This is a genomic window from Tissierella pigra, from assembly GCF_018917845.1.
Lineage (GTDB): Bacteria > Bacillota > Clostridia > Tissierellales > Tissierellaceae > Tissierella > Tissierella pigra.
Genome location: NZ_JAHLPJ010000001.1, coordinates 2,359,470 through 2,382,630, shown reverse-complemented (window position 1 = coordinate 2,382,630; position 23,161 = coordinate 2,359,470). Strand labels below are relative to the sequence as shown.

At 31.1% G+C, this 23,161-nt stretch carries 26 protein-coding genes; 23 read left to right on the top strand and 3 right to left on the bottom strand.

The features are described 5' to 3' along the window. Window positions 1-5 precede the first annotated feature (5 nt). The 10 genes from KQI41_RS19305 (at window position 6) to spoVAE (ending at window position 5,771) form a co-directional block, all read left to right on the top strand. Entirely contained in the window at window positions 6-851 is an 846-nt protein-coding gene (locus tag KQI41_RS19305) for a bifunctional 5,10-methylenetetrahydrofolate dehydrogenase/5,10-methenyltetrahydrofolate cyclohydrolase (protein ID WP_216585338.1), read from the top strand. A gap of 137 nt (window positions 852-988) precedes the next feature. Continuing rightward, window positions 989-1,324 (top strand): anti-sigma F factor antagonist, encoded by a 336-nt coding sequence (gene spoIIAA / locus KQI41_RS11645; RefSeq protein ID WP_154440182.1) that lies wholly within the window; start codon window positions 989-991, stop codon window positions 1,322-1,324. Between the two features lie 14 nt (window positions 1,325-1,338). Then, window positions 1,339-1,776, top strand: a complete 438-nt coding sequence (spoIIAB, locus tag KQI41_RS11640) for an anti-sigma F factor (protein ID WP_342366195.1) — start codon at window positions 1,339-1,341, stop codon at window positions 1,774-1,776. A gap of 5 nt (window positions 1,777-1,781) precedes the next feature. Further along, window positions 1,782-2,540 carry an RNA polymerase sporulation sigma factor SigF gene (gene sigF / locus KQI41_RS11635; protein WP_154440184.1) on the top strand — a complete coding sequence of 253 codons (759 nt, stop codon included), beginning with the start codon at window positions 1,782-1,784 and terminating at the stop codon, window positions 2,538-2,540. A gap of 175 nt (window positions 2,541-2,715) precedes the next feature. Continuing rightward, window positions 2,716-2,877: a hypothetical protein gene (locus KQI41_RS11630; protein ID WP_154440185.1), complete on the top strand. Its 162-nt coding sequence runs from the start codon at window positions 2,716-2,718 to the stop codon at window positions 2,875-2,877. Next, window positions 2,870-3,490 carry a stage V sporulation protein AA gene (locus tag KQI41_RS11625; RefSeq protein ID WP_154440186.1) on the top strand — a complete coding sequence of 207 codons (621 nt, stop codon included), beginning with the start codon at window positions 2,870-2,872 and terminating at the stop codon, window positions 3,488-3,490. The genes KQI41_RS11630 and KQI41_RS11625 overlap by 8 nt, the downstream gene beginning before the upstream one ends. Window positions 3,491-3,505: 15 nt before the next feature. After that, entirely contained in the window at window positions 3,506-3,922 is a 417-nt protein-coding gene (locus KQI41_RS11620; protein ID WP_154440187.1) for a stage V sporulation protein AB, read from the top strand. Window positions 3,923-3,934: 12 nt separating this feature from the next. After that, a complete protein-coding gene (gene spoVAC, locus KQI41_RS11615; RefSeq protein WP_154440188.1) occupies window positions 3,935-4,384 on the top strand; it encodes a stage V sporulation protein AC in 450 nt (149 codons plus the stop codon). Between the two features lie 3 nt (window positions 4,385-4,387). Then, entirely contained in the window at window positions 4,388-5,404 is a 1,017-nt protein-coding gene (spoVAD, locus tag KQI41_RS11610) for a stage V sporulation protein AD (RefSeq protein ID WP_154440189.1), read from the top strand. A 10-nt stretch (window positions 5,405-5,414) separates the two neighbouring features. Further along, window positions 5,415-5,771, top strand: a complete 357-nt coding sequence (spoVAE, locus tag KQI41_RS11605; RefSeq protein ID WP_154440190.1) for a stage V sporulation protein AE — start codon at window positions 5,415-5,417, stop codon at window positions 5,769-5,771. A gap of 9 nt (window positions 5,772-5,780) precedes the next feature. On the opposite strand, the gene KQI41_RS11600 is transcribed toward spoVAE, so the two are convergent. After that, window positions 5,781-8,702 (bottom strand): penicillin-binding protein 1A, encoded by a 2,922-nt coding sequence (locus KQI41_RS11600; RefSeq protein ID WP_154440192.1) that lies wholly within the window; start codon window positions 8,700-8,702, stop codon window positions 5,781-5,783. A gap of 161 nt (window positions 8,703-8,863) precedes the next feature. Between KQI41_RS11600 and yunB the strand changes: the two genes are divergently transcribed. From yunB to KQI41_RS11580, 4 genes are all read left to right on the top strand, one after another. Then, a complete protein-coding gene (gene yunB / locus KQI41_RS11595; RefSeq protein WP_229768560.1) occupies window positions 8,864-9,529 on the top strand; it encodes a sporulation protein YunB in 666 nt (221 codons plus the stop codon). An 85-nt stretch (window positions 9,530-9,614) separates the two neighbouring features. Beyond that, a complete protein-coding gene (gene hflX / locus KQI41_RS11590) occupies window positions 9,615-10,874 on the top strand; it encodes a GTPase HflX (protein ID WP_412034782.1) in 1,260 nt (419 codons plus the stop codon). 15 nt (window positions 10,875-10,889) lie between these two features. After that, window positions 10,890-11,537, top strand: coding sequence for a YigZ family protein (locus tag KQI41_RS11585; RefSeq protein WP_154440196.1), 648 nt, complete (start codon window positions 10,890-10,892; stop codon window positions 11,535-11,537). Window positions 11,538-11,595: 58 nt separating this feature from the next. Next, window positions 11,596-11,988 carry a CoA-binding protein gene (locus KQI41_RS11580; RefSeq protein ID WP_154440246.1) on the top strand — a complete coding sequence of 131 codons (393 nt, stop codon included), beginning with the start codon at window positions 11,596-11,598 and terminating at the stop codon, window positions 11,986-11,988. 7 nt (window positions 11,989-11,995) lie between these two features. On the opposite strand, the gene KQI41_RS11575 is transcribed toward KQI41_RS11580, so the two are convergent. Together KQI41_RS11575 and KQI41_RS11570 are read right to left on the bottom strand one after the other, a co-directional pair. Beyond that, window positions 11,996-12,346 (bottom strand): sulfite exporter TauE/SafE family protein, encoded by a 351-nt coding sequence (locus tag KQI41_RS11575; RefSeq protein ID WP_154440198.1) that lies wholly within the window; start codon window positions 12,344-12,346, stop codon window positions 11,996-11,998. After that, window positions 12,343-12,765: a sulfite exporter TauE/SafE family protein gene (locus tag KQI41_RS11570; RefSeq protein WP_216585337.1), complete on the bottom strand. Its 423-nt coding sequence runs from the start codon at window positions 12,763-12,765 to the stop codon at window positions 12,343-12,345. Before KQI41_RS11570 ends, KQI41_RS11575 begins: the two co-directional genes overlap by 4 nt. A gap of 33 nt (window positions 12,766-12,798) precedes the next feature. Between KQI41_RS11570 and nadE the strand changes: the two genes are divergently transcribed. From nadE to KQI41_RS11525, 9 genes are all read left to right on the top strand, one after another. Continuing rightward, a complete protein-coding gene (gene nadE / locus KQI41_RS11565; RefSeq protein ID WP_154440202.1) occupies window positions 12,799-13,527 on the top strand; it encodes an NAD(+) synthase in 729 nt (242 codons plus the stop codon). 62 nt (window positions 13,528-13,589) lie between these two features. Continuing rightward, complete coding sequence (locus KQI41_RS11560) at window positions 13,590-14,327, top strand: YebC/PmpR family DNA-binding transcriptional regulator (protein ID WP_216585336.1); 738 nt, start codon at window positions 13,590-13,592, stop codon at window positions 14,325-14,327. A 167-nt stretch (window positions 14,328-14,494) separates the two neighbouring features. Further along, window positions 14,495-14,758 carry a hypothetical protein gene (locus KQI41_RS11555; protein WP_154442587.1) on the top strand — a complete coding sequence of 88 codons (264 nt, stop codon included), beginning with the start codon at window positions 14,495-14,497 and terminating at the stop codon, window positions 14,756-14,758. Between the two features lie 816 nt (window positions 14,759-15,574). Then, complete coding sequence (locus KQI41_RS11550; protein WP_154442589.1) at window positions 15,575-16,747, top strand: ABC transporter substrate-binding protein; 1,173 nt, start codon at window positions 15,575-15,577, stop codon at window positions 16,745-16,747. A gap of 77 nt (window positions 16,748-16,824) precedes the next feature. Continuing rightward, window positions 16,825-17,709: a branched-chain amino acid ABC transporter permease gene (locus tag KQI41_RS11545; protein ID WP_154442591.1), complete on the top strand. Its 885-nt coding sequence runs from the start codon at window positions 16,825-16,827 to the stop codon at window positions 17,707-17,709. A 12-nt stretch (window positions 17,710-17,721) separates the two neighbouring features. Then, complete coding sequence (locus KQI41_RS11540; protein WP_154442593.1) at window positions 17,722-18,660, top strand: branched-chain amino acid ABC transporter permease; 939 nt, start codon at window positions 17,722-17,724, stop codon at window positions 18,658-18,660. Then, window positions 18,638-19,420 (top strand): ABC transporter ATP-binding protein, encoded by a 783-nt coding sequence (locus KQI41_RS11535; protein ID WP_154442595.1) that lies wholly within the window; start codon window positions 18,638-18,640, stop codon window positions 19,418-19,420. The genes KQI41_RS11540 and KQI41_RS11535 overlap by 23 nt, the downstream gene beginning before the upstream one ends. Continuing rightward, window positions 19,414-20,118 carry an ABC transporter ATP-binding protein gene (locus KQI41_RS11530; RefSeq protein WP_154442597.1) on the top strand — a complete coding sequence of 235 codons (705 nt, stop codon included), beginning with the start codon at window positions 19,414-19,416 and terminating at the stop codon, window positions 20,116-20,118. The genes KQI41_RS11535 and KQI41_RS11530 overlap by 7 nt, the downstream gene beginning before the upstream one ends. A gap of 152 nt (window positions 20,119-20,270) precedes the next feature. Beyond that, complete coding sequence (locus KQI41_RS11525) at window positions 20,271-23,000, top strand: calcium-translocating P-type ATPase, SERCA-type (RefSeq protein WP_154442599.1); 2,730 nt, start codon at window positions 20,271-20,273, stop codon at window positions 22,998-23,000. The last annotated feature ends 161 nt before the right edge of the window (window positions 23,001-23,161 follow it).

Genomic DNA, 23,161 nt, shown 5'->3' with positions numbered 1-23,161 from the left:
GTGAAGTGGCAGAGATTTTAAAAGGTAACGTTGTTGCAGCTGGAATCAAGGAAAAGATGAAAAAAGACATTGAAGAACTGGCTAAGATAGGTAAAGTGCCTACACTAGGTATTGTAAGATTAGGAAATAATCCAGATGATATTTCCTATGAAAAAAGTATAATCAAAAATTGTGATACCATAGGTATACAATCTAAAGTTTTTGAAAGAAATACTGATATGACAACTGAAGAATTAGTAGCTTTAATGGAAGAGCTAAATAAAGATAATTCCGTATCTGGAGTTCTTTTATTTAGACCTCTACCTAAACATATTGATGAGACAAAGATAAGAGAAGCTTTGTCACCTGCTAAAGATGTGGACTGTATGCACCCAATAAATTTAGCAAAGATATTTGAAGGAGACATGACAGGGTTTGGACCTTGTACTGCAAAAGCGGCTTTGGAAGTGTTATTATATAATGAAGTTCCATTGGAAGGAAAAAATGTGGTAGTAGTTAATAGATCTATGGTACTTGGTAAACCTTTAGTAATGATGTTACTTGAAAAAAATGCAACTGTAACTATTTGTCATTCTAGAACTAAAGACTTACATGAAATAACAAGTAAGGCAGATATAGTAGTAACTGCTTTAGGAAAGGCAAAATTCTTTGATAAGAAATATTTTAATGAAAAATCAGTATGTATAGATGTTGGAGTTAGTTTAGATAGTGAAGGAAAACTAAGTGGAGATATTAATTATCCAGAGGTATCTGAAATGGTATCTATGATAACACCAGTTCCAGGTGGTGTTGGTTCGGTGACTACATCTATATTATTATCCCATGTAGTTGATGCTTGTAAAAAAATGTAGATATAAATCGAAAAAAAAGAGTCAATATTGACTCTTTTTTTCATTTTAATACAAAAATAGTCAATATTCTTTGAAGGAGATTTGAATGCCTATATAGAATATATATAAATACAGAAGAAAAGACAGGAGGGGGTATTTTGTATCTATCAGTAGAAGAACATAACAATAATTTATTGGTACAGTTTAAAGGGGAATTGGATCATCACACCACAGAAAGTGTAAGGGAAAAAATAGACCAAAAGTATAATGATCTAAGGCTTAAAAATATAATATTGGATTTAAGAGGGTTGACTTTTATGGACAGCTCAGGAATCGGACTTATTATGGGAAGATATAGAAACTGTATAGAAAAGGCTGGAGGTATGGCAATAGTAAGTGATAATTCCTATGTAGAAAAGATGTTGAAAATGTCTGGACTCCTTAAAATAATTAATGTTTATCCAACAATTGAAAAAGCTGCTGAAAACTTATAAAGGAGATGAAGAAAGTGGAAAAGAATTATATGAAATTGGAGTTTCTAAGTAAATCTAATAATGAATCATTTGCAAGGGTTGTAGTGGCAGCTTTTGCATCTCAATTAGATCCTACATTAGAAGAATTATCAGACATTAAGACTGCTGTATCTGAGGCTGTAACAAATGCTATTATACATGGATATGAATATGGACAAGGATTAGTAATAGTTGAATCAAAAATTGAAGATAACGAAATAGAGATAATAGTTGAAGATAAAGGAATGGGAATACCAGATATAGTTAAGGCAAGGGAACCTTTTTATACATCTAAACCTAATATGGAAAGATCAGGTATGGGATTTACAGTTATGGAAACTTTTATGGATAGCCTTCAAGTAGAAAGTATCAAAGGACAAGGAACAAAAGTAAAGATGACTAAGAGATTTCAAATCCTTCCAGATAAGGAGTAGATACTATGAATACTAGTGGTGAAACTAAGGCCTTATTATCCCATGAAGAAACCATGGAGCTCATTAAGAAAGCTCAAGAAGGTAGTATGGAAGCTAAGGATACATTAGTATCCTATAATTTAGGATTGATTAGGTCTGTATTAAGGGGTTTTATGAACAGGGGATATGATGTAGATGATTTGTTTCAAATAGGAAGTATTGGACTCCTAAAAGCTATTGATAAGTTTGATATTTCCTTTGATGTTAGATTCTCCACCTATGCAGTACCAATGATAATGGGGGAAATAAAAAGATTTTTAAGAGATGATGGATTGGTAAAAGTAAGCAGATCTTTAAAGCAAACAGCAGCAAGGGCAAAAAGTGCAGAAGAAAAGTTACTTATGGAGTTAGGAAGGGAACCTACAATCCAAGAGATTTCCGATGAAATTCAAATACCTAAGGAAGATATAGTAATGGCATTGGAAGCATCATATCATCCGGACTATCTTTATGATGTTGTACATCAAAATGATGGCTCTCCATTATATTTAATTGATAAAATTAGCAATGAACCAGAGGAAAATAGAGATATAGTAGATAATATAGTTTTAAAGGAAATGCTAGAAAGACTAAAACCTAGAGATAGACAAGTCATTATCTTGAGATATTTTAAAGATCAAACTCAAACTGAGGTAGCAAACCAATTAGGTATATCTCAAGTACAAGTTTCAAGAATAGAGAAAAAAATCATAGAGGAAATGAGAAAAAATTTGGCAAAGGCATGATATATGATTTTTTGTATAAAAAAGTTGCTCTTATAAGAGCAACTTTTTTATATGTTTTTGCCTTTCATTCATTAGTTCATATAAATTAAGAATTTGTAAATTTTTCCTACTAAATAAGTTTCTGTATGAAAAAACAAATATGGTAAATAATAATTTCAGTGAGGTGATTATATTAATGTATAGATTTACCTATAAAAAGTTCATTACTTTGTTAATGATAGTATTAGTAATCATAGGAGGAGTTATTTGGTATAAAGAACAAACAGCTAATAAGGAAGCACCTAAAAGAGCTAATTTTGTACTAAATATAATAGAATTAGGTGAAGTAAATGGATAAAGAAAAAGTATATATAATTATCAGTAAAAAAGCAACTATTGATCCAGAGAAAGATTTATTATTAGAAGATATAGCAGAGGTATATAGCGAAAATACTAGTATAAAAAAAGATATTGAAATTCTTAGATTAAAGAAAAAGAACGTGGAAGAAGATTGGGATTACATAACTGCTAAAGATGTAGTAGAAAAGGTATTAAGTAAATATCCCAATATTGACCTAGATTTATTAGGTGAAGTAGAGACCTTAATAGAATATAAATCTAGGGGTAAAGAAAGACCTTTTTGGGAATTTATTAAAGTGGTCGCAGTATGTATTGTTTTATTTTTTGGAGCTAGTCTAGCCATAATTAACTTCCATGAAGATGTAAATACTAGAAAATCCATGAAAGAATTATACTATACTTTTACTGGAGAAGAAAAGGATAATCCTTTACTAATGGTAATTCCCTATTGTTTTGGTATTGGAATTGGAGTAATTACATTTTTTTCTAGAGTTTTTAGCTCTAGTAAAAGAAGGCAACAGGAGCCTGGGCCTATGGAAATTGAATTATTATTATATGATGAAGATTTAGAAAAGGATATATTGAACAATGTAAAGAAAAAAAAGAGTTAGCAAAAGAGGTGTAATATGTTTTTTAGATTATTAGCCTTGATATTAATTGCCTTTGGTGGCGGAATAACAGTTGGTGGTGCAATAACAGCTTTTCTTACTATACTGAAAATTGTACCTAGATTAGTGCAAATTACAGAAACGTGGAAACGGATTAATCTATATCAAAATATAATTATAGTTTCATTTATTGGATCTATAATAATCTATTTCTCAAATTTCAATTTAAGCTTACCTAAATTTGTAGTTGCACCAATTGGACTAGTATACGGAATATTCATTGGACTATTATCCTCTTCTTTAGCAGAAGTGCTGAATGTAATTCCAGTATTGTCTAAAAAAATCAAAATAAAAGATAATTTGAAATATACAGTATGGGCCTTATTAGGTGGAAAGGTAGTAGGAGCCTTAATATTTTGGTTATTTCTTAAATAGGAGATGAATTAAATGGAAAATATGAACAAAAAAGATTATCAAAAGTATGCAGAAAAAAAGATACCGAAACCAACTTATCTTAAAAATATAATATTAGCTTTTTTAGTAGGAGGAGCAATATGTACAGTGGGACAGATGGTGCGAGCGTGGTTAACTAAAAATGGATTAGATGAAAAATCTGTTGCTTCGGGAACAGCTATTATAATGGTTTTCATAGGTTCATTTTTAACAGGGCTTGGAGTATATGATAAAATTGGAAAAGTTGGAGGAGCGGGAGCGGCAGTTCCCATTACAGGATTTGCCAATGCAATAGTATCTCCTGCTATGGAGTTTAAAACAGAGGGTTTAATATTTGGTGTAGCAGCAAAGCTGTTTACAATAGCAGGACCAGTATTAGTTTATGGAGTAGGAAGTTCTATAGTAGTTGGAATACTACATTTATTATTTACGAGGGGAAGATAACTTATGGCAATAAAAAGAATTGGTTCACAAACAGTAAAATTTCAAAATCCACCTTCAATAATAAGTACCTATACAATAGTAGGACCAAAAGAAGGTGAAGGACCGCTCAAAGATTATTTTGACATGATTTTAGAAGATGATATGTGGGGACAGGAATCATTTGAAAAATCTGAAGCAAAAATACAAGAAGAAGCTATAAAGGCTGCTATTTCAAATGGGAAATTGACAAATCAGGATATGGATTATTTGTTAGCTGGAGATTTATTAAATCAAATAGTATCATCCACATATTCTGCTAGGTCTTTAAGCATACCGTATTATGGGTTATTTGGGGCTTGTTCCACTATGACTGAATCTTTATCTCTTGGAGCAATGCTAATAGACGGTGGTTTTGCTGACAATTTAGTATGTGCCACATCTAGCCATTTTAGTTCAGCAGAGAGACAATTTAGATTTCCTTTAGAGTATGGAAATCAGAGAAAATTCTCAGCACAGTGGACAGTAACAGGTTCTGGTGCCACGGTATTATCGGCAAATGGTAATGGACCCTATATAACTTATGCTACTACAGGAAAAATCATTGATATGGGTGTAAAGGAAGCAGATAACATGGGGGCTGCCATGGCACCAGCAGCTATAGATACTTTACTTACTCATTTTAAAGATACGGGATATTCACCAAAGGATTATGATTTAATAGTGTCTGGAGACTTGGGTAAAGTAGGAAAGGCAATAGTTCTGGAATTGATGAAGAAAGAAGGATATGATTTAACAGATATATATACAGATTGTGGGGTAGAAGTATTTGACATTCAACAAGATACTCATGCAGGAGGATCTGGATGTGGGTGTGCAGCAGTTGTATTAAATGGATATATTTATAAGGAAATGATGAAAGGTAAGTTTAGCCGAGTACTTGTTATGGCAACAGGGGCACTTCATTCTCCCACTATGAATCAACAAGGTGAGTCTATTCCAGGAATAGCTCATGCAATTACTATAGATGTAAATAAAGACTAGGAGTGATTAAATGGAATATATTAAAGCGTTTATAGTAGGTGGTTTAATATGTGTAGTAGGGCAGATTATATTAGATAATACAAAATTAACTCCAGCACATATATTGGTATCATTTGTAACGGCAGGAGTTATATTAGGTGGTTTGGGATTATACAAACCTATTGTTAAATTCGCTGGAGCAGGAGCTACTGTTCCCATAGTTGGATTTGGAAATGCTTTAGCAGAAGGAGCAATAGAAGGTGTAAAGAAAAATGGAATAATAGGTGCCTTTACAGGAGGAATAACTGCTGCAGCAGGTGGAATAGCTGCTGCCATATTGTTTGGTTATATAATGGCATTAGTATTTAAGCCAAAAACGAAAAACTAAGGATTAACCTTAGTTTTCGTCATTATAATCATCTTCATCTTCATAATCATCTTCATTATCTTGATCATCCTCATCTCCCCATCCTGGGAATGGCGGAAGAGCATCATCTTCCTCGGGAGGTGATTCTATTACACTATTCAAATCATGTTCATCACAAACTTCTGTTGGTGCAGTATATTGATAATCAGATGGAACTATTCCGTTATGTTGTGCTGGAGAATATGGTGGCATACGTTCAACAAACACTTTAGTAACTTGATTTTCCTCTGGGCAATATACATTAGCAATCTTGCCAGTAGAACTATCTATAGTTAATTCCACATGTGCATTACAGTACTCAGTAGGTTCGGTACCTTTGGCAAAGATTTCACTTCTAACAGTACTACCCCTTGGGTCACGGGTACAAAGCTCTGTAGGAAGTTTTCCAGATATTGTACATACATTGACACTAACTATATTATTAGGCTTATTAAAAGAAGTTTTACCTTCTAAACCTTCGTGCATTTTTGTCATTATATGCTGCCATAATTGTGTAGCGGCACGACTGCTTTGTGTAAGAGTAATTTTAGGAGAATCGTTTCCTATCCATGTAGCTGAAACATAGTAGGGAGTATATCCAACAAACCAAATATCAGCTTGATCTGTTGTTGTACCTGTTTTACCAGCTACAGCCATATTAGATAATTTTGCTCTTCCAGCTATACCATTAGATACAGTTGTTCTTAGTATATCTCCCATTATATATGCAATTTGAGGAGAAACAACTACATTTTCCTTTGGTGTATTGTCAATTAATATATTTCCGTTTTTATCTTCTATTTTAGTGAAGGCTATGGGTTCTATATAAACACCATCATTTGCTATGGCTCCATAGGCTGCAGTAAGTTCTAGAGGAGTTACACCCTTAGTCATACCACCTAATCCTAAGGCAGATAAGTTTTCATCATTAGTAGCACTATTCTCTTTAGCTGTAACAAAGCTATCACTTTCTGGGTGAGTTTTACTTATAATACCCAGCTTTTCCAAATAAGACATGGAAGTTTGAATTCCAATATATTCCACAGTTTTAACAGAGCTTACGTTTACTGATTGCTCTACAGAATATCTCAAGGTATTAATGCCTTTATATACTCGATTCCAGTTTCTAGGCCATAATTTTCCATTAGCGTAAAAAGGAATGTCGTCTATAGGGGATGCAGCTGTATAGCCATTGTCCAATGCTGGTAAATAAGCAGCTATAGGCTTCATAGCGGAACCAGGCTGCCTTTGAGAAGCAGTGGCTCTATTTAATATACTAGTACCTTTAACATCTCTACCACCTACAAGGGCTTTAATATGTCCTGTTCTATAGTCAAGGAGAACAGTAGCGGCTTGAGGCTGTACAATTCCATCTTTAGATCTGAAAAAGTATTTTTCACTAATCAATAAATTTCCCTTATCATCAATTCTATAAAAATCTTTAGTATCATTTAAATAAGTTTGACTTATTTTTACTTCTTTATTGTCAGATATACTAAACTGACCTTCAGGTATGATAATAGAACCGACTGTATGAGTTACTAAGTTTTTCCTGTCATCTATAGTATAGTAATCAGATATATCTATATGTTTTTGATAAGGAGTAAGTTTCTTATTTTTAATATATAAATTATTATCTCTTAGTTCGTATGTTCCCTTTTCTAATATTAATTCAAATCCTTCATTAAACAAGTTGTTTTGCTGATAAAAGATTATATTTCCTTTATCATCAATAACATCTTTTGCTTTATTTAATCTCCAGTCAACTAATATAGGTCCTTTGATTTTACTAGGATTTCCTACTAGAATTTCAGTAAAATTATTATAAATGCTTTCAAGCTCTCTTTGAAGTTTTACATCTATAGTAGCATAAATTTTTAATCCACCTGTAAATAGTTGATCTTGAGCTTGTTCCTTAGTGTATCCGAATCTTTCCATAAGTGCATTTACAGTTTGTGTTTTTACATAGTCTGTAAAATAAGAAGAAATACCTTCTATTTTCTTTTGTCCAGGTTTCAAGTTTTCTTTAATATTCTCATTTAAAGCACTTTGATATTCAGATTCACTAATTTTTTCTAATTCCAACATTTTTTTAAGTATAATCTTTTGTCTTTTAACTGCCTCTTCATTATAAACTGTTATATACTTTTCTCCTAGTATTTCAACTCTTCCAACTTCGTGATGTTTATTTGGATCAAAGTTTTCAGGTCTTATGGTGTGATAAGGAGCATACCTAGTTGGAGATTTTACAATACCTGCAAATAAAGCGGATTCTGCAAGAGTAAGGTCTTCTACATTTTTAGAGAAATATGTTTGTGAAGCTTCTTGAACTCCATAAGCACCTTGACCTAAATTTACTCTATTTAAATATGCTTCAAGTATTTGATCTTTTGTTAAAACCTTTTCAATTTGTAGAGCAAGATAAGCCTCTTTAATTTTTCTGTCCCAAGATTTTTCTAAAGTCAAGTAAACATTTCTAGCTAACTGCTGAGTAATAGTACTAGCGCCTCTTACAGTTGAGCCAGCCTTTAAATTATCCATGACAGCAGAAATTATACCCTTAGGGTCTACACCAACATGCTTTATAAATCTTTCATCTTCTATTGAGATAAAGGCATCTTTAAGATATTCAGGCATTTGATTTACTTTTACTATAGTTCTAAACTCTGGTGCTTGAATTTTTTCTATAAGATTGCCGGAAGAATCATAAATAGTTGAGGTAAGATCTAACGAAGCATTAATCTTCGTTGGGTCTATATCTGGTGCGTCTTTTAAAATAGAAAGTACTACCCCTATGACAGCACCACCAGCTATAACTGTTAAGGCTATAAGTACAATTAAAAATATCTTTAAAGATTTAAAAATAGTTTTTTTAGTGGATGATTTTTTCTTTTGTTTATCATTATTATCCATTAAATTACCTCCTTAGTTAAGAAAAGGCTTGAACTAATTAATTATACCATAGAAATATAATAATGTTAATATTTCTATGGTTTAAATAATTATTACAATATGGTGACGAAAGTAACAACAATATTAATTCAAGTCATATATTATTATAAGGGGTGATATGAATGAAAAGAATAATGGGGAGAACCATACATAGATGGAAAGAAAAGAAACTTATAATTTTTCTGATTGCTTTTGTTCTATTAATAGTATATATGTACTTTTATATAGACAATAATATTAAGCCTACATTAATAGCATTATCAGAAGTACAGGCAAAAGCAGTAACTACAAAGACAATAAACGATACAATAAAATCAAGAATAAAGAATAATATTGCCTATGATGACCTAATAATTATAAAATACGATAATAATGGGAGAGCAACATTGGTTCAAGCGAATATGATGATGATGAATACCATAGCTGCAGATGTGGCATTGGAGGTTCAAGAACAATTAGGAAAACTATCTACAAGTAAAGTAGATGTTCCCATCAGAAATGCCTTCAATAGGCAAATGATACGTCTTCCAAGTATAAAATTAGAAATACAGCCTCAAGGCTCTGTTAATGTAGATTTCGCTACAGAATTTGAAGAAGCAGGAATAAATCAAACTCGTCATAGGATATATTTAATTGTAATGACAGATATAAGAATGATTATTCCATTGACTTCAGAGACTTTGAGGATAACTACAAATATACCTATTGCAGAAACAGTTATAGTAGGAGATGTACCAGAGCAATATATCTCTATTCCAAAGGAAGATTCTTTAGAGATAATTAGATAAGTTTTCAAAATAATGGTATAATAATATTAAAAAGTATTTAAGATTCATGGTGGGAGTTGATAAATTGAATCAAGAAACAACAAATATGGAAAGAGTTTTGATAATTGGTGTAGAGCTAGATAAAGATGAAATAGACATAGAAACATCTTTAGATGAATTAGAAGAATTAGTGAAGGCCGCAGATGGAGTAGTAGTTACTAGAGTAATACAAAGAAAGGAAAGTATAAATCCTGCCTATTTTATAGGAAAAGGAAAGGCAGAAGAAATTAAAAATTATTGTGAGGAATTGGATATTTCAACTGTTGTTTTTAATGATGAATTGTCAGGAGCACAATTAAGAAACTTGGAAAAGATTATAGATAAAAAAATTGTAGATAGAACCAATTTAATATTGGATATATTTGCAAATAGGGCAAACTCTAAAGAAGGAAAGCTACAAGTAAAACTAGCTCAATTAAAATATAGACTCCCTAGATTAATAGGATTTAGGGACTATTTGTCTAGAGAAGGGGGAGGTATTGGAACTAGAGGACCGGGAGAACAAAAATTAGAGACAGATAGAAGACATATATTAAGAGAAGTTGACAATATAGAGAAACAACTAAAGGAAGTAGAAAAAAATAGGGATATAAAAAGAAAGAAAAGAGAAGGCTCCAGCCTTCCAATAGTTGCATTAGTAGGTTATACTAATGCTGGTAAGTCAACTTTATTGAATAAATTAATAGAATTCAATGATGAATATACGGAGTCTAAGGAAGTATTTGTAAAGGATATGTTATTTGCTACATTAGATACATCCTTAAGACGTGGGAAATTGCCTAATGGGCAGGTATTTTTACTAACAGATACAGTAGGATTTGTATCAAAACTTCCTACGAGATTAATAGAAGCTTTTAAAGGTACCTTAGAAGAAGTTAAATATGCAGATTTGTTGCTTCATGTTGTAGATGCTTCAAATAAAGACTTAGACATACAAATTCAAACTACTTATAATATATTGAAGGATTTAGAAGCATTGGATAAACCCATGATAACTGTGTTTAATAAAATGGATAAAACAGATATACACAATTTATTTTATGATAGAAACTATGTTAATGAAAAAATATTTATCTCAGCCAAAACTGGAGAGAATATAGAAAACCTACTGAAGAATATTGAAGACTCATTACCTCAGCAATATAAAAAAGTGACTTTAAAAATACCATATGATAAGCAAGGGATAGTAAATTATTTTTGTCAAAATTATGAAATTGATAATTTGGAATATATTGAAGATGGGACAAAATTAGAACTAACTATTAATCAAATTGATAGAGAGAAATATAAGGGGTATATCATTTAGATAAAAGGAGGTTGTATGAATAATACTTACAAGACTATAAATAATTATGGTGAAGATGAAACTATAATTAATAAATCAAGATTTATTGGATATGCTACGCCTATAGAAACTGAAGAAGAAGCACTGGACTTCATAGAAAAAATAAGAACAAAACACAGAGATGCAACTCACAATGTATATGCTTATGTTCTAGGAAAGGATAGTAATATTCAAAGATTTAGTGATGATGGGGAGCCATCAGGAACTGCCGGTATACCAGTTTTAGAAGTAATAAAGAAGGAAGATTTAAGAAATGTAGTAGTAGTAGTGACTAGATATTTTGGTGGTATTAAACTGGGAGCAGGAGGTCTGATTAGAGCATATACAAAGGGGGCTAAAATCGGACTTGATGCTGGGATAATAGTTGATATGGTTCTTTATACTAAGATAAAAATAAGAATTGACTATACTCTATATGGAAAAATGGAAAACTACCTTATGAATGAAGGTCATATAGTTGATGGTTCTGATTTTGATGATGGTGTCAATATATTTGTCTACATAGAAGACACGGATAAAGAAAACTTTTATAATATAATAACAGATTTAACAAATGGTACTGCTATATTCGAAGAATTAGACAAAGAATATATTCCTATTAAAGATGGTAAAAAGTTAAACTAAACTGAGTTAATAAAAGATAATCAGGGTATAATTATACAGAGGTGATAATGTGGAAAACATGTTAAAAAATAAAGAAGAAATGCTGCAAAAGAAAACTTGGGCAGTAGCAGGTGTTACAGCAAAGAAAGATAAATTTGGTTATAAAATATGGAAGATATTGAAAGAAAATAATTATGAAACCTATGGAATAAATCCGAATTATGATGAAATAGAAGGAGATAAGATATACCATTCAGTTAAAGATTTACCAAAGAAAATAGAAGTTCTTGATATGGTTGTACCTCCGAAGATTGCTATTTCTACACTAGATGAAGCGAAAGAAGCAGATATTGAATATATATGGTTTCAGCCTGGAACGTATAACGATGAAGTTATAGAAAAGGCTAAGGAATTAGGATTTAAAATATTATATGATGATTGTGTGTACAAAGAGTTAAGAAAGAATGGGTAAATATTGCCTATTCTTTCTTTTTTATTAATTCATAAAAACCTATAAGGAGTAAGAATATACCAAAATATTTTCTTAACTTAAGAGGGTCAATTTTAACAGCTATGAAAGAGCCTATAATAGCACCAACTATTCCTCCAACTATAATCAATTTTGCAATAGAAAAATCTAGATTTCCTTTTTTATAATGAGTTATTAAAGCCACTGTAGCCACAGGAATAAAAACCATTAAATTTACGCCTTGAGCTTCTTGTTGCTTAATGCCATAAAATATTACTAAAGAAGGAATAAGAATAGTACCTCCACCTATACCCATTCCACTGATTATTCCAGATAAAAAGCCAATTAAAGTTAGAATCATTTCCAAATCATCCTTATGGCAGTATATATAATAACACTACCGAATATTTTTCTAAGTATATTAACGGGGATTTTATTTAAAACTTTTGCTCCAATATAAGAACCTATTACTCCTCCCAAAACTACAGGAAGAGCAACTTTAAAATTTATAGAACCTTTCACAAAATATATAATGGTACTTATAATGGATAAAGGCAAAATTATAGATATTGCTGTAGCATGGGCTTTATGGTCATCTATATGTAGCAAAAATACTAAAAAAGGTACAACTAAAGTTCCGCCTCCTGAGCCAAATAAACCATTAACTAATCCAGTAATTAAACCTATGGATAATAATTTAACTTTATTTTTTTCCATAAAATACTCCTTTATGTTATAATCATTATGATTAATCTTACCAATTATAGAGAAGATATACATATAAACAAAAGTGAAAAAAGTTGGAGGGGAAATATGGAAAATGTAAACTTAGTTGTAGATGAAATAGTAAGATGGTTACAAGAAAAGGTTCAAGAAGCAAAGGCAGAGGGATTAGTTTTTGGTTTAAGTGGTGGAATAGATTCAGCAGTAATGGCAGGTCTTGCTAAAAAGGCATTTCCCAATAATTCTCTAGGAGTTATTATGCCATGCCATAGTGACCCAATAGATGAAGAACATGGTATATTAGTAGCAGAAAAATTAAATTTACACACTGAAAAAGTAGATTTATCTAATTCTTTTGATGTATTAACAGATTCTATAAAGGTAGAAAATAAGAACAAAATGGCCATATCTAATTTAAAACCAAGACTTAGAATGACTACTCTATATTACTTTGCCCAAAATAATAATTATTTAGTAATAGGTTCAAGTAATAAATCTGAGTATACAGTAGGATACTTTACTAAACATGGGGATAGTGGAGTAGACTTACTTCCATTAGCTTCCTTTGTAAAATCAGAAATCAGAGAGTTGGCTAGAAGTCTAGACATCCCTGATATAATAATAGAAAAACCACCTACAGCAGGACTATGGGAAGATCAGACAGATGAGAAGGAAATGGGATTTTCCTATGATGTACTAGATAATTATATAAAGACTGGTGAAGGACCTAAAGAAATAGTAGAAAAGATAGAAAGAATGAATGCTATTAGTGAACATAAAAGGATTTATCCACCAATATTTAAATTTAAACAAATGTAATGCAATAAATATAATATTATGCTAAAATAAATAAGGCAATACTATAAAGGGAGTGAAAATGAATGGCAGGACATTCAAAGTGGAATAATATTAAAAATAAAAAAGGTAAAGAAGATGCTAAAAGAGCTAAAGTCTTTACAAAATTAGGTAGATATATTATGGTTGCAGCAAAAGAAGGTGGAGCTGACCCAGACTATAACCCAGCATTAAAAGCGGCTATAGAAAAAGCAAAGGCAGAAAATATGCCAAATGATAATATAGAAAGAGCTATTAAAAAAGGTTCAGGTGAACTAGGAGCAGATAACTTTGAAGAAATTATCTATGAAGGATATGGTCCAGGAGGGATAGCAGTATTTGCAACTTGCTTAACAGACAATAGAAATAGAACTGCACCAGATGTACGCCATGCTTTTGACAAATGTGGTGGAAATATGGGTCAATCAGGGTGCGTTACATTTATGTTCGACAGAAAAGGAATGATTGCCATAGAAAGAACTGACTCCATAGATGAAGATGAGCTAACTATGCTTGCAATAGATTTAGGTGCTGAAGATTTTGCAGCAGAAGATGAAGGATTTGAAATAATAACAGCTCCAGAAGATTTTAATGGTGTAAGGGACGGTTTATCTGAAAAAGGATATACTTTCGCCATGGCAGAACTTACTTACATTCCACAAAATACAATAGAATTAACTAGTACAGATGATATAAAAAATATGGAAAAATTAATAGATATGCTTGAAGATAACGACGATGTTCAAGAAGTATACCATAACTGGAAAATGGTAGAGGAAGAGTAATTGGTCATGTACAAAGCACTCTTAATTGTATGAATGAGGTACAATTAAGAGTGTTTTCTTTTTTATATTAAAAAAGGATTTAGAACTTTTATATGGAATATATTAACTATATAGAAAAAGATATATTCTTATAAAGAGATTGGAATATAAATAAAAGGAGGGAGAGCATGGAGACCATTGTTATAATAGCTTTAATAATAATAAATATTTTTACAATTTACAAGTTCTTATTTAATCTTATTTTTATAGATAAAGATGATTTTAATAAATCTGTGGGATACTCACTTACTCCAGATATTATATCTTTATTTAGGGGAGAATATTGGAAAGATAGAGGCGGAGAGATTAAATTAGGATTTTTTATTATGCTTTGTATTATAGTAACTGTATTTGAGTATAGTATAGTTATAGGTATTATAAAGAGATTTTAAGTTTTTAATAATTTAAAAAAATCTTAAAATTACAGGATAATATAAAATTAAAATTGAAATTATAGCAGAAATCCAAAATAATATTTTGGTTCCTTTGCTAGAATTTCTTTTTTCAATTATGCTATAGGACCAATATATTAAAGTTGCAGTTGTTATTACTAAAGCAGGTTTATATTTCGTAAGGTTGGATAAATATGCTGTACTTATTGTCCCTAGACCTAAGGAGGCTAATATTAATCCACCACTTCAGCAAAAGGCTGCACCAAAAGCCGTGAAAATCGATAATACACTAAGAACTTTTTCCTTCATAAACAAACCTCCTAAGGGTATTCTTTTATTTAATAATATCAAATAAAAAATAAAATATCAAGGTTTGAAAATAAGGCTGAAAATTTAGTTAATTGAAGCCTTGTTAAAAAACATTTTCAAAAAAACTATTGACACTGTTGCTTTATGGTGCTATAGTAGTTTTTAAATATAATTTCGATTGCAATCGAGTAATTTAATTAAATATAAAGACTAAGATAAAGAGTGAACTATTTAAGAAACTGATTACAGAGAACTGGACTAGCTGAGAACCAGTATTGGTAAAATAGGGAACAATCACTTTAGAGTTATAAGACTGAAAATAAAGTAGGTCTTATCGGGAGATTCCGTTATAAAATCAGGGTTTGATAGAACCTAATAAGTTAATTATCGTGAGATAATTATAAAGTGGAGTGGTAACGCTTAATGGCCTCTACGTGTATTTGATATACATGTAGAGGCTTTTTTAGGATCATTTTTATAAAAAATAATATTGGAGAGGTGTCTTAAATGAATAAAAAATTATTAGGAGCATTATCATTAGTGCTTATATTAAGTCTTATATCAGGATGCACAGCAAAAACTACAGGAAATCAAGATAATGGAGATACAATAAAAGTTGGAGTAAACTATGAACTATCAGGAGATGTTGCTACCTATGGTCAAAGTTTAAGTGATGGAGTATTATTAGCCATTGAAGAAATAAATAAAAATGGAGGAGTATTTGGAAAACAAATACAACCTATAAAAGTTGACAATAAATCAGAAGACACAGAATCAGCTAATGTTTCCACAAGATTAGCAACTAGAGATAAGGTTGTTGCATTACTTGGACCTGCCACATCAGGAAATACAAAAGCTGCCATACCAGCGGCTACACAAAATAAAATCCCTCTAGTATCTGCTTCAGCTACAGCAGATGATGTCACTGTTGATAGCAATGGAAATGTGAGAGAATATATATTTAAAACTTGTTTTAGTGATTCCTTCCAAGGAGTTATGATGGCAGAATTTGCTTTAAATGATTTAAACTTTAAAAATGCAGCAATATTAGCTGACAGTACATCTGATTATGCCAAAGGACTTTCAAAGGCTTTTAAAGAAACTTTTACAAGTCAAGGAGGAAAAATTTTATCGGAAGAAGCCTACCAAGCCAAAGATACAGATTTTAAAGCAGTATTAACAAGCCTTAAAGGGCTGAATCCAGAAGTGCTATTTGTTCCTGGATACTATGAAGAAGTTGGTCTAATTGTTAGGCAGGCAAGAGAATTAGGATTAGATGTACCAATCCTTGGTGCTGATGGATATGAGTCTCCAAAATTAACTGAAATTGCAGGAAAAGGTGTTTTAAATGATGTATATTATTCAAGCCACTACTCTCCAATGGATGATGCAGAAGAAGTAGTTAAATTTAAAGAAGATTTTAAGGCAAGATATGGTAAAGAAGCTGATGCTTTCAACGCTTTAGGATATGACTTAGGCTATTTCTTCAAAGATGCTTTAGAAAGAGCAGGAGAAGTAAATTCTGAGAAACTAAAAGATGCCTTTGCTTCAACTAAAGATTTTAAAGGTGTAACAGGAACAGTCTCAATAGATGAAAACCATAACCCAGTAAAATCTGTAACCATAATAGAGATGAAAGATGGAGTTCCAACATTCTTAAAGAAATTGGATCCAAAATAATATAAATTGAACAATGTCTTTAAGAACATTATTTTAAAGACATTGTTCATAAAAATTTATAGAAAGGAAGTTAAAAAATGGAACAATTATTACAGCAATTAATAAATGGAATATCCCTTGGAAGCATATATGCTTTAATAGCTTTAGGGTACACCATGGTATATGGAATCATAAATTTAATTAACTTTGCCCATGGAGATATTTATATGATAGGAGCCTATGTGGGATTTGCTTTAACTACCTTTCTAGGACTAGGATTTTTTCCATCATTGCTAATATCAATGTTAGTTTGCAGTATTCTAGGTATGATAATAGAAAAAGTGGCATATAAGCCCATAAGAAATTCCACAAGAATTGCAGCTCTTATTACTGCTATATCAGTATCATTATTTTTAGAATATACTATGGTATACTTTGTAAAGCCTGATACAAGAACATTTCCAGAGGTATTGCAGAGTAAAATACTTACATTATTTAATGGAAAAATTATAATAGATTTGAAGAATATTTATATTATTTTAATTACTATTTTATTGATGGCAGGACTTCAATATGTAGTTCATAAAACTAAGGTAGGAAAAGCCATGAGAGCAGTATCATTAGACAAAAATGCAGCAGAACTTATGGGAGTAGATGTGAACAAGACTATATCTTATACTTTTGCCATTGGTTCTTCTTTAGCAGGGGCAGCTGGAGTTCTTGTAGGAGTATACTATAATACTATAAATCCTCTAATGGGAGTAGTCCCAGGATTAAAGGCCTTTGTTGCAGCAGTATTAGGAGGAATTGGAATTATTCCTGGAGCAGTATTTGGAGGATTTTTCTTAGGAATGACAGAAACTCTTGTATCTGCTTATGGTGGTTCAGTATTTAAAGATGCCGTTGCCTTTTCAATATTAATTATAGTTTTACTAATTAAGCCTAATGGACTTTTGGGAAAGACTATAAAAGAAAAGGTATAGGAGGGTAGAGACATGAAAAAGAATATTATAAGTTTTAGTATATTAACTATAATTTATTTTCTAGTAAAGATATTACTAGATATAGGAATAATAGATTCTTATTTACAATTAAATATATTTCTTATTGGAATCAATATTATATTAGCTGTTGGATTAAATTTAATTACAGGGTTCACTGGTCAATTTTCCTTAGGTCATGCAGCGTTTATGTCAATAGGTGCTTATACATCAGCAGTATTTACGGCAAAACTTGGGCAATCTTTTATAGTAGCCATATTGGTATCAGGAGTTATTGCCGCCTTTGCAGGTATTTTTATTGGCATACCAACATTAAGATTAAAGGGAGATTATCTTGCTATAGCAACTCTTGGATTTGGTGAGATTGTAAGGATTATAGCTTTAAATATAGATTATATAGGTGGAGCTATTGGATTCAATGATATTCCTCAATATACAAATTGGACTTGGATATTTATGATGACAGTAGCTACAGTATTTTTAATTAAACATTTTATTAATTCATACCATGGAAGAGCCTGTATAGCCATAAGAGAAGATGAAATTGCAGCTGAGGCCATGGGAATAAACACTACGTTTTATAAGGTCTTAGCCTTTGCCATTGGTGCATTCTTTGCAGGCATTGCAGGTTCACTTTATGCTAACTATTTTTACTTTATAAAGCCAGACTCTTTTGGATTTATGAAATCCATTGATATATTAGTAATCGTTGTATTTGGTGGGATGGGAAGTATAGAAGGTTCAATTTTGGGAGCAATTTTATTATCCATAATTTCATTATTCCTTCAAGGTATTCCTGAATTGAGAATGGTTGTTTATTCAGTAGTTCTTTTTGCAATAATGGTTTATAGACCAACAGGACTTTTAGGTAAAGGTGAATTTAAATTATGGAAAAAAGGAGCTGAGAGAAATGTCAGTATTGAAAGTAAATAATCTATCAAAAAACTTTGGTGGTATTAAGGCAGTTACTGAAGTTAGTTTAAATATAGAGAAAGGTGAAATCATAGGTTTGATAGGGCCTAATGGTGCTGGAAAAACTACACTTTTTAACTTATTGACTGGAATATATACTCCCACATCAGGGGAAATAATTTATGATTTAGATAAAAAAGCATATACTAAAGATTTAAAGCCTCATAAAATAACTCATTATGGGATTGCTAGGACATTTCAAAATATACGACTTTTCCAAAATATGACGGTATTAGATAATGTACTTATGGGATTTCATAGTGGACTAAAATATAGTATAGTCTCTACATTTTTTAGGTTGCCTTCATATTATAAGACTGAAAAAAGTACTTATGATGAAGCTTTAGAGCTTCTAATTAAGTTTAATTTATTAGATAAGAAAAATGAGCTGGCTAAAAATCTTTCCTATGGAGATCAAAGAAGGCTAGAAATAGCAAGAGCTTTAGCTGCAAAACCTAAGATACTATTACTAGATGAACCTGCTGCAGGAATGAATCCTAAGGAAACCAAGGAATTAAACTTTCTAATTCAATGGATAAGAGAAACCTTTGACCTTACTATAATCCTTATAGAGCATGATATGTCTTTAGTTATGAATATCTGTGAAAGAATATTTGTATTTGACTATGGACATTTAGTTGCCAGTGGAACTCCTTTAGAAATACAGAGAAATGAAAGGGTAATCAAGGCATATTTAGGTGAGGAGGCTTTACAATGTTAGAGCTTTCAAATATAAATGTATATTATGGAGGAGTTCATGCACTTAAAAATATAAGCCTTAAAATAAAGGAAGGGGAAATAGTTACTTTAATAGGAGCAAATGGAGCAGGAAAAAGTACAACTCTAAAAGCCATATCAGGAATGGAAAAGCTTAGAAGTGGAGAAATAAAATTTAACGGAGAGGATATAAATTCTCTAAATGTTCCAAGTATAGTTAAATTGGGAATATCTCATGTTCCAGAAGGAAGAAGAATATTTTCTAAAATGAGTGTAATGGAAAACTTAGAAATGGGAGCATATATAAGAGATCATAAGGAAGATATTAAAAAGGATTTTGAAAATATATTTTCTTTGTTTCCAAGGCTGTTTGAAAGAAAAAGTCAAATGGCAGGTACATTATCAGGTGGAGAACAACAAATGCTTGCCATAGGTAGAGCTTTAATGTCAAGACCTAAGTTGATATTGTTAGATGAACCTTCTATGGGACTTGCTCCAATTATAGTTAAAGAGATATTTTCCATTATAAAAGATATAAATAAATCTGGAACTACGGTTCTTTTAGTAGAGCAAAATGCCAATATGGCTCTTAATGTAGCAGATAGAGCATATATAATTAGAAATGGTGAAATAGAAATGGAAGGTAACTCAAAGAAAATTCTAGTAGATGAAAGACTAAAAAAGGCTTATTTAGAAGGATAGAATTAGGAAACTATAAAATACTTATTAGAATTATATATAATTCTAATAAGTATTTTATTTTAAAAAGATGTCATAAAACATAAGGACAAACTATATAAATATATAGTAGATTACCAAATGAAAAGATTAAATAAATAGAATGGAGGAGAAAGATGAATTGGTATAAACAAGGAAAAGATGAAGTAGTAAAAAATCTTGGAACAAGTATAGAGAAAGGCTTAACAGATTTAGAAATTCAAAAAAGGTTAGAAAAGTATGGAACAAATGAATTGAAAGAAAAGGCAAAGGCAGGGCTTATGTCTAAAATTCTTGCTCAATTTTCCGATTTTTTAATTTTAATTTTAATTGCTGCTGCTATAGTATCTATTTTTATTGGAGAGATTAAAGACTCCATAGTAATATTATCTATTGTAATAGTCAATGCTGTTTTAGGGATTTATCAGGAAGGAAAGGCTGAAAGGGCTCTTGAAGCTCTCCAAAAAATCACATCTCCAACGGCAAAAGTCATTAGAAATGGATACTTAGATATAGTTCCTGCATCGAATTTAGTACCTGGTGATTTGATTGTCATTGAAGCAGGGGACATAGTTCCAGCAGATATAAGATTAATGGAAAGCTCTAATTTGAAAATCGATGAAGCATCTTTAACTGGAGAATCGGTACCTGTAGAAAAGAAATGTCATAAGGTTTATAAAGAGGATATGAGTTTAGGAGATAGGGATAATATGGTATTTATGAGTACTATTGCGACCTATGGAAGAGCTAAGGGTATAGTAGTAGAAACAGGTCATAATACAGAAATTGGAAGAATAGCAACTCAGATTCAATCCTTTGAAGAAGAATTAACTCCACTGCAAAAAAAATTAAATGAGTTAGGAAAGTATTTAGGTCTATTAACCATAGCAGTATGTATAGTAGTATTTACTGTGGGGATATTACAAGGACGAAAAGTAATGGAAATGTTTATGGTGGCAATTAGTTTAGCTGTTGCAGCTATACCTGAAGGGCTACCAGCTATAGTAACAATTGTACTAGCTCTAGGTATGGATAAAATGGTTAAAAGAAATGCCATAGTCAAAAAACTTTTAGCCGTAGAAACACTTGGAAGTATAACAGTTATATGTTCAGATAAGACTGGTACTTTAACTCAGAATGAAATGACAGCAGTAAAAGTTTTCACTGGCAACAAAATTTATAATGCTACTGGAGTTGGATATAATCCTGAAGGTGAATTTAAAATAGATAATAAAGAAGTAGATCCCAATGAAATAGCTGATTTAAAAACATTATTATCAATAGGAGTATTGGCAAATGATGCAAATATAAATGGAACCAATGGAATATTTAATATAATAGGAGATCCAACAGAAGGTGCATTAGTGACATTGGCTCATAAAGGAAATATAATGAAAAGCAGTATGAATAAGGAATATCCTAGAATTGAGGAGATACCTTTTGATTCTGATAGAAAGATGATGACTACATTTCATAAAAACTATATTAAAGGAAAGGTAGTATCTTTTACTAAGGGAGCACCAGATGTAATTATTAAAAGATGTAAATATATTAATATAAATGGAGAAATAAAAGATTTTGACGAATCTTTAAGAAAAAAAGCTCTAGATACTAATAGTTTTTTTGCTAAAGATGCTTTAAGGGTTTTGGCATTATCCTATAGAGAATATAATGATCTTCCAAAGGATATTTCTTCAGATAATATTGAGAAAGAAATGATATTTGTGGGTTTAGTAGGTATGATAGACCCTTCTAGACCTGAAGCCAAGGAAGCCATTGAAAAATGTAAAGGTGCAGGAATAAAAACTGTTATGATAACTGGTGATTATAAGGAAACCGCCTATGCAATTGCCAAGGAATTAGGAATTGCTAAATCCATAAATGAAGTCATAGTAGGAGAAGAACTAGATAGAATTTCAGATATAGAACTTAAAAAAATAGTGAAAAATACTACAGTCTATGCTAGGGTATCACCAGAACATAAAGTTAGAATAGTTTCTGCTCTTAAATCAAATGGTGAAATTGTTGCAATGACAGGAGATGGAGTTAATGACTCCATGGCACTAAAAAAATCAGATATAGGAATATCCATGGGAATTACTGGAACTGATGTAGCTAAAAATACTGCTGAAGTAATTCTTACAGATGATAACTTTGCAAGTATTGTATCAGCAGTTGAAGAGGGAAGAATAATTTATAGTAATATTAAGAAGTTTGTATTATTTCTTCTATCCTGCAACATTGGAGAAATAATTATAGTTTTTAGTAGTATATTGTTTAATTTACCTATACCACTTTTACCAATACAGTTATTATGGTTAAACCTAGTGACTGATAGCTTTCCAGCATTAGCGTTGGGGGTAGAAAAAGGCGAAGAAGATATAATGAAGATAAAACCTAGAAATCCAGACTCACCTATAATTGATAGAGCTATGATGACAAATATACTTATACAAAGCGTGGCAATAGGTATTACTTCCTTGATTTCTTATGTATGGGGACTTAGAGCATTTCCAGATAATTTGGTAAAAGCTAGAACCATAGCATTCTCAACATTGATTGTGGCTGAACTTCTTAGAGCATACTCTAGTAGATCAGAAAGACATATTCTCTTTGAAATAGGTATATTTTCAAATCCAACTATGATATATGCAACTACATTCTCCTTCTGTCTTTTATTAGCAGTTATATATATACCAGTTTTACAGCCAATATTTTATACTGTATCTTTAAGCTTAATTGACTGGGGAGTTATAATGAGCTTTGCACTTTTCCCCTTAATAATAGGAGAATTATACAAAGTATTATTTGGTAAAAAGGAATTTAAAAAAGAAGTAAAATTAAAAGTTCAGAAAGAAAGAACATAATAAAGAGCTACTGGCAAATTATATAATTTGTCAGTAGTTCTTTGGCTTATAAGGGAATTTTTAAATATTAATATTAAATATGTCATTTAAATTTTAAAAAAATTGGCATATATACTTTACAATTAGTGTACTATTATATATAATACACTTAATACACTGAA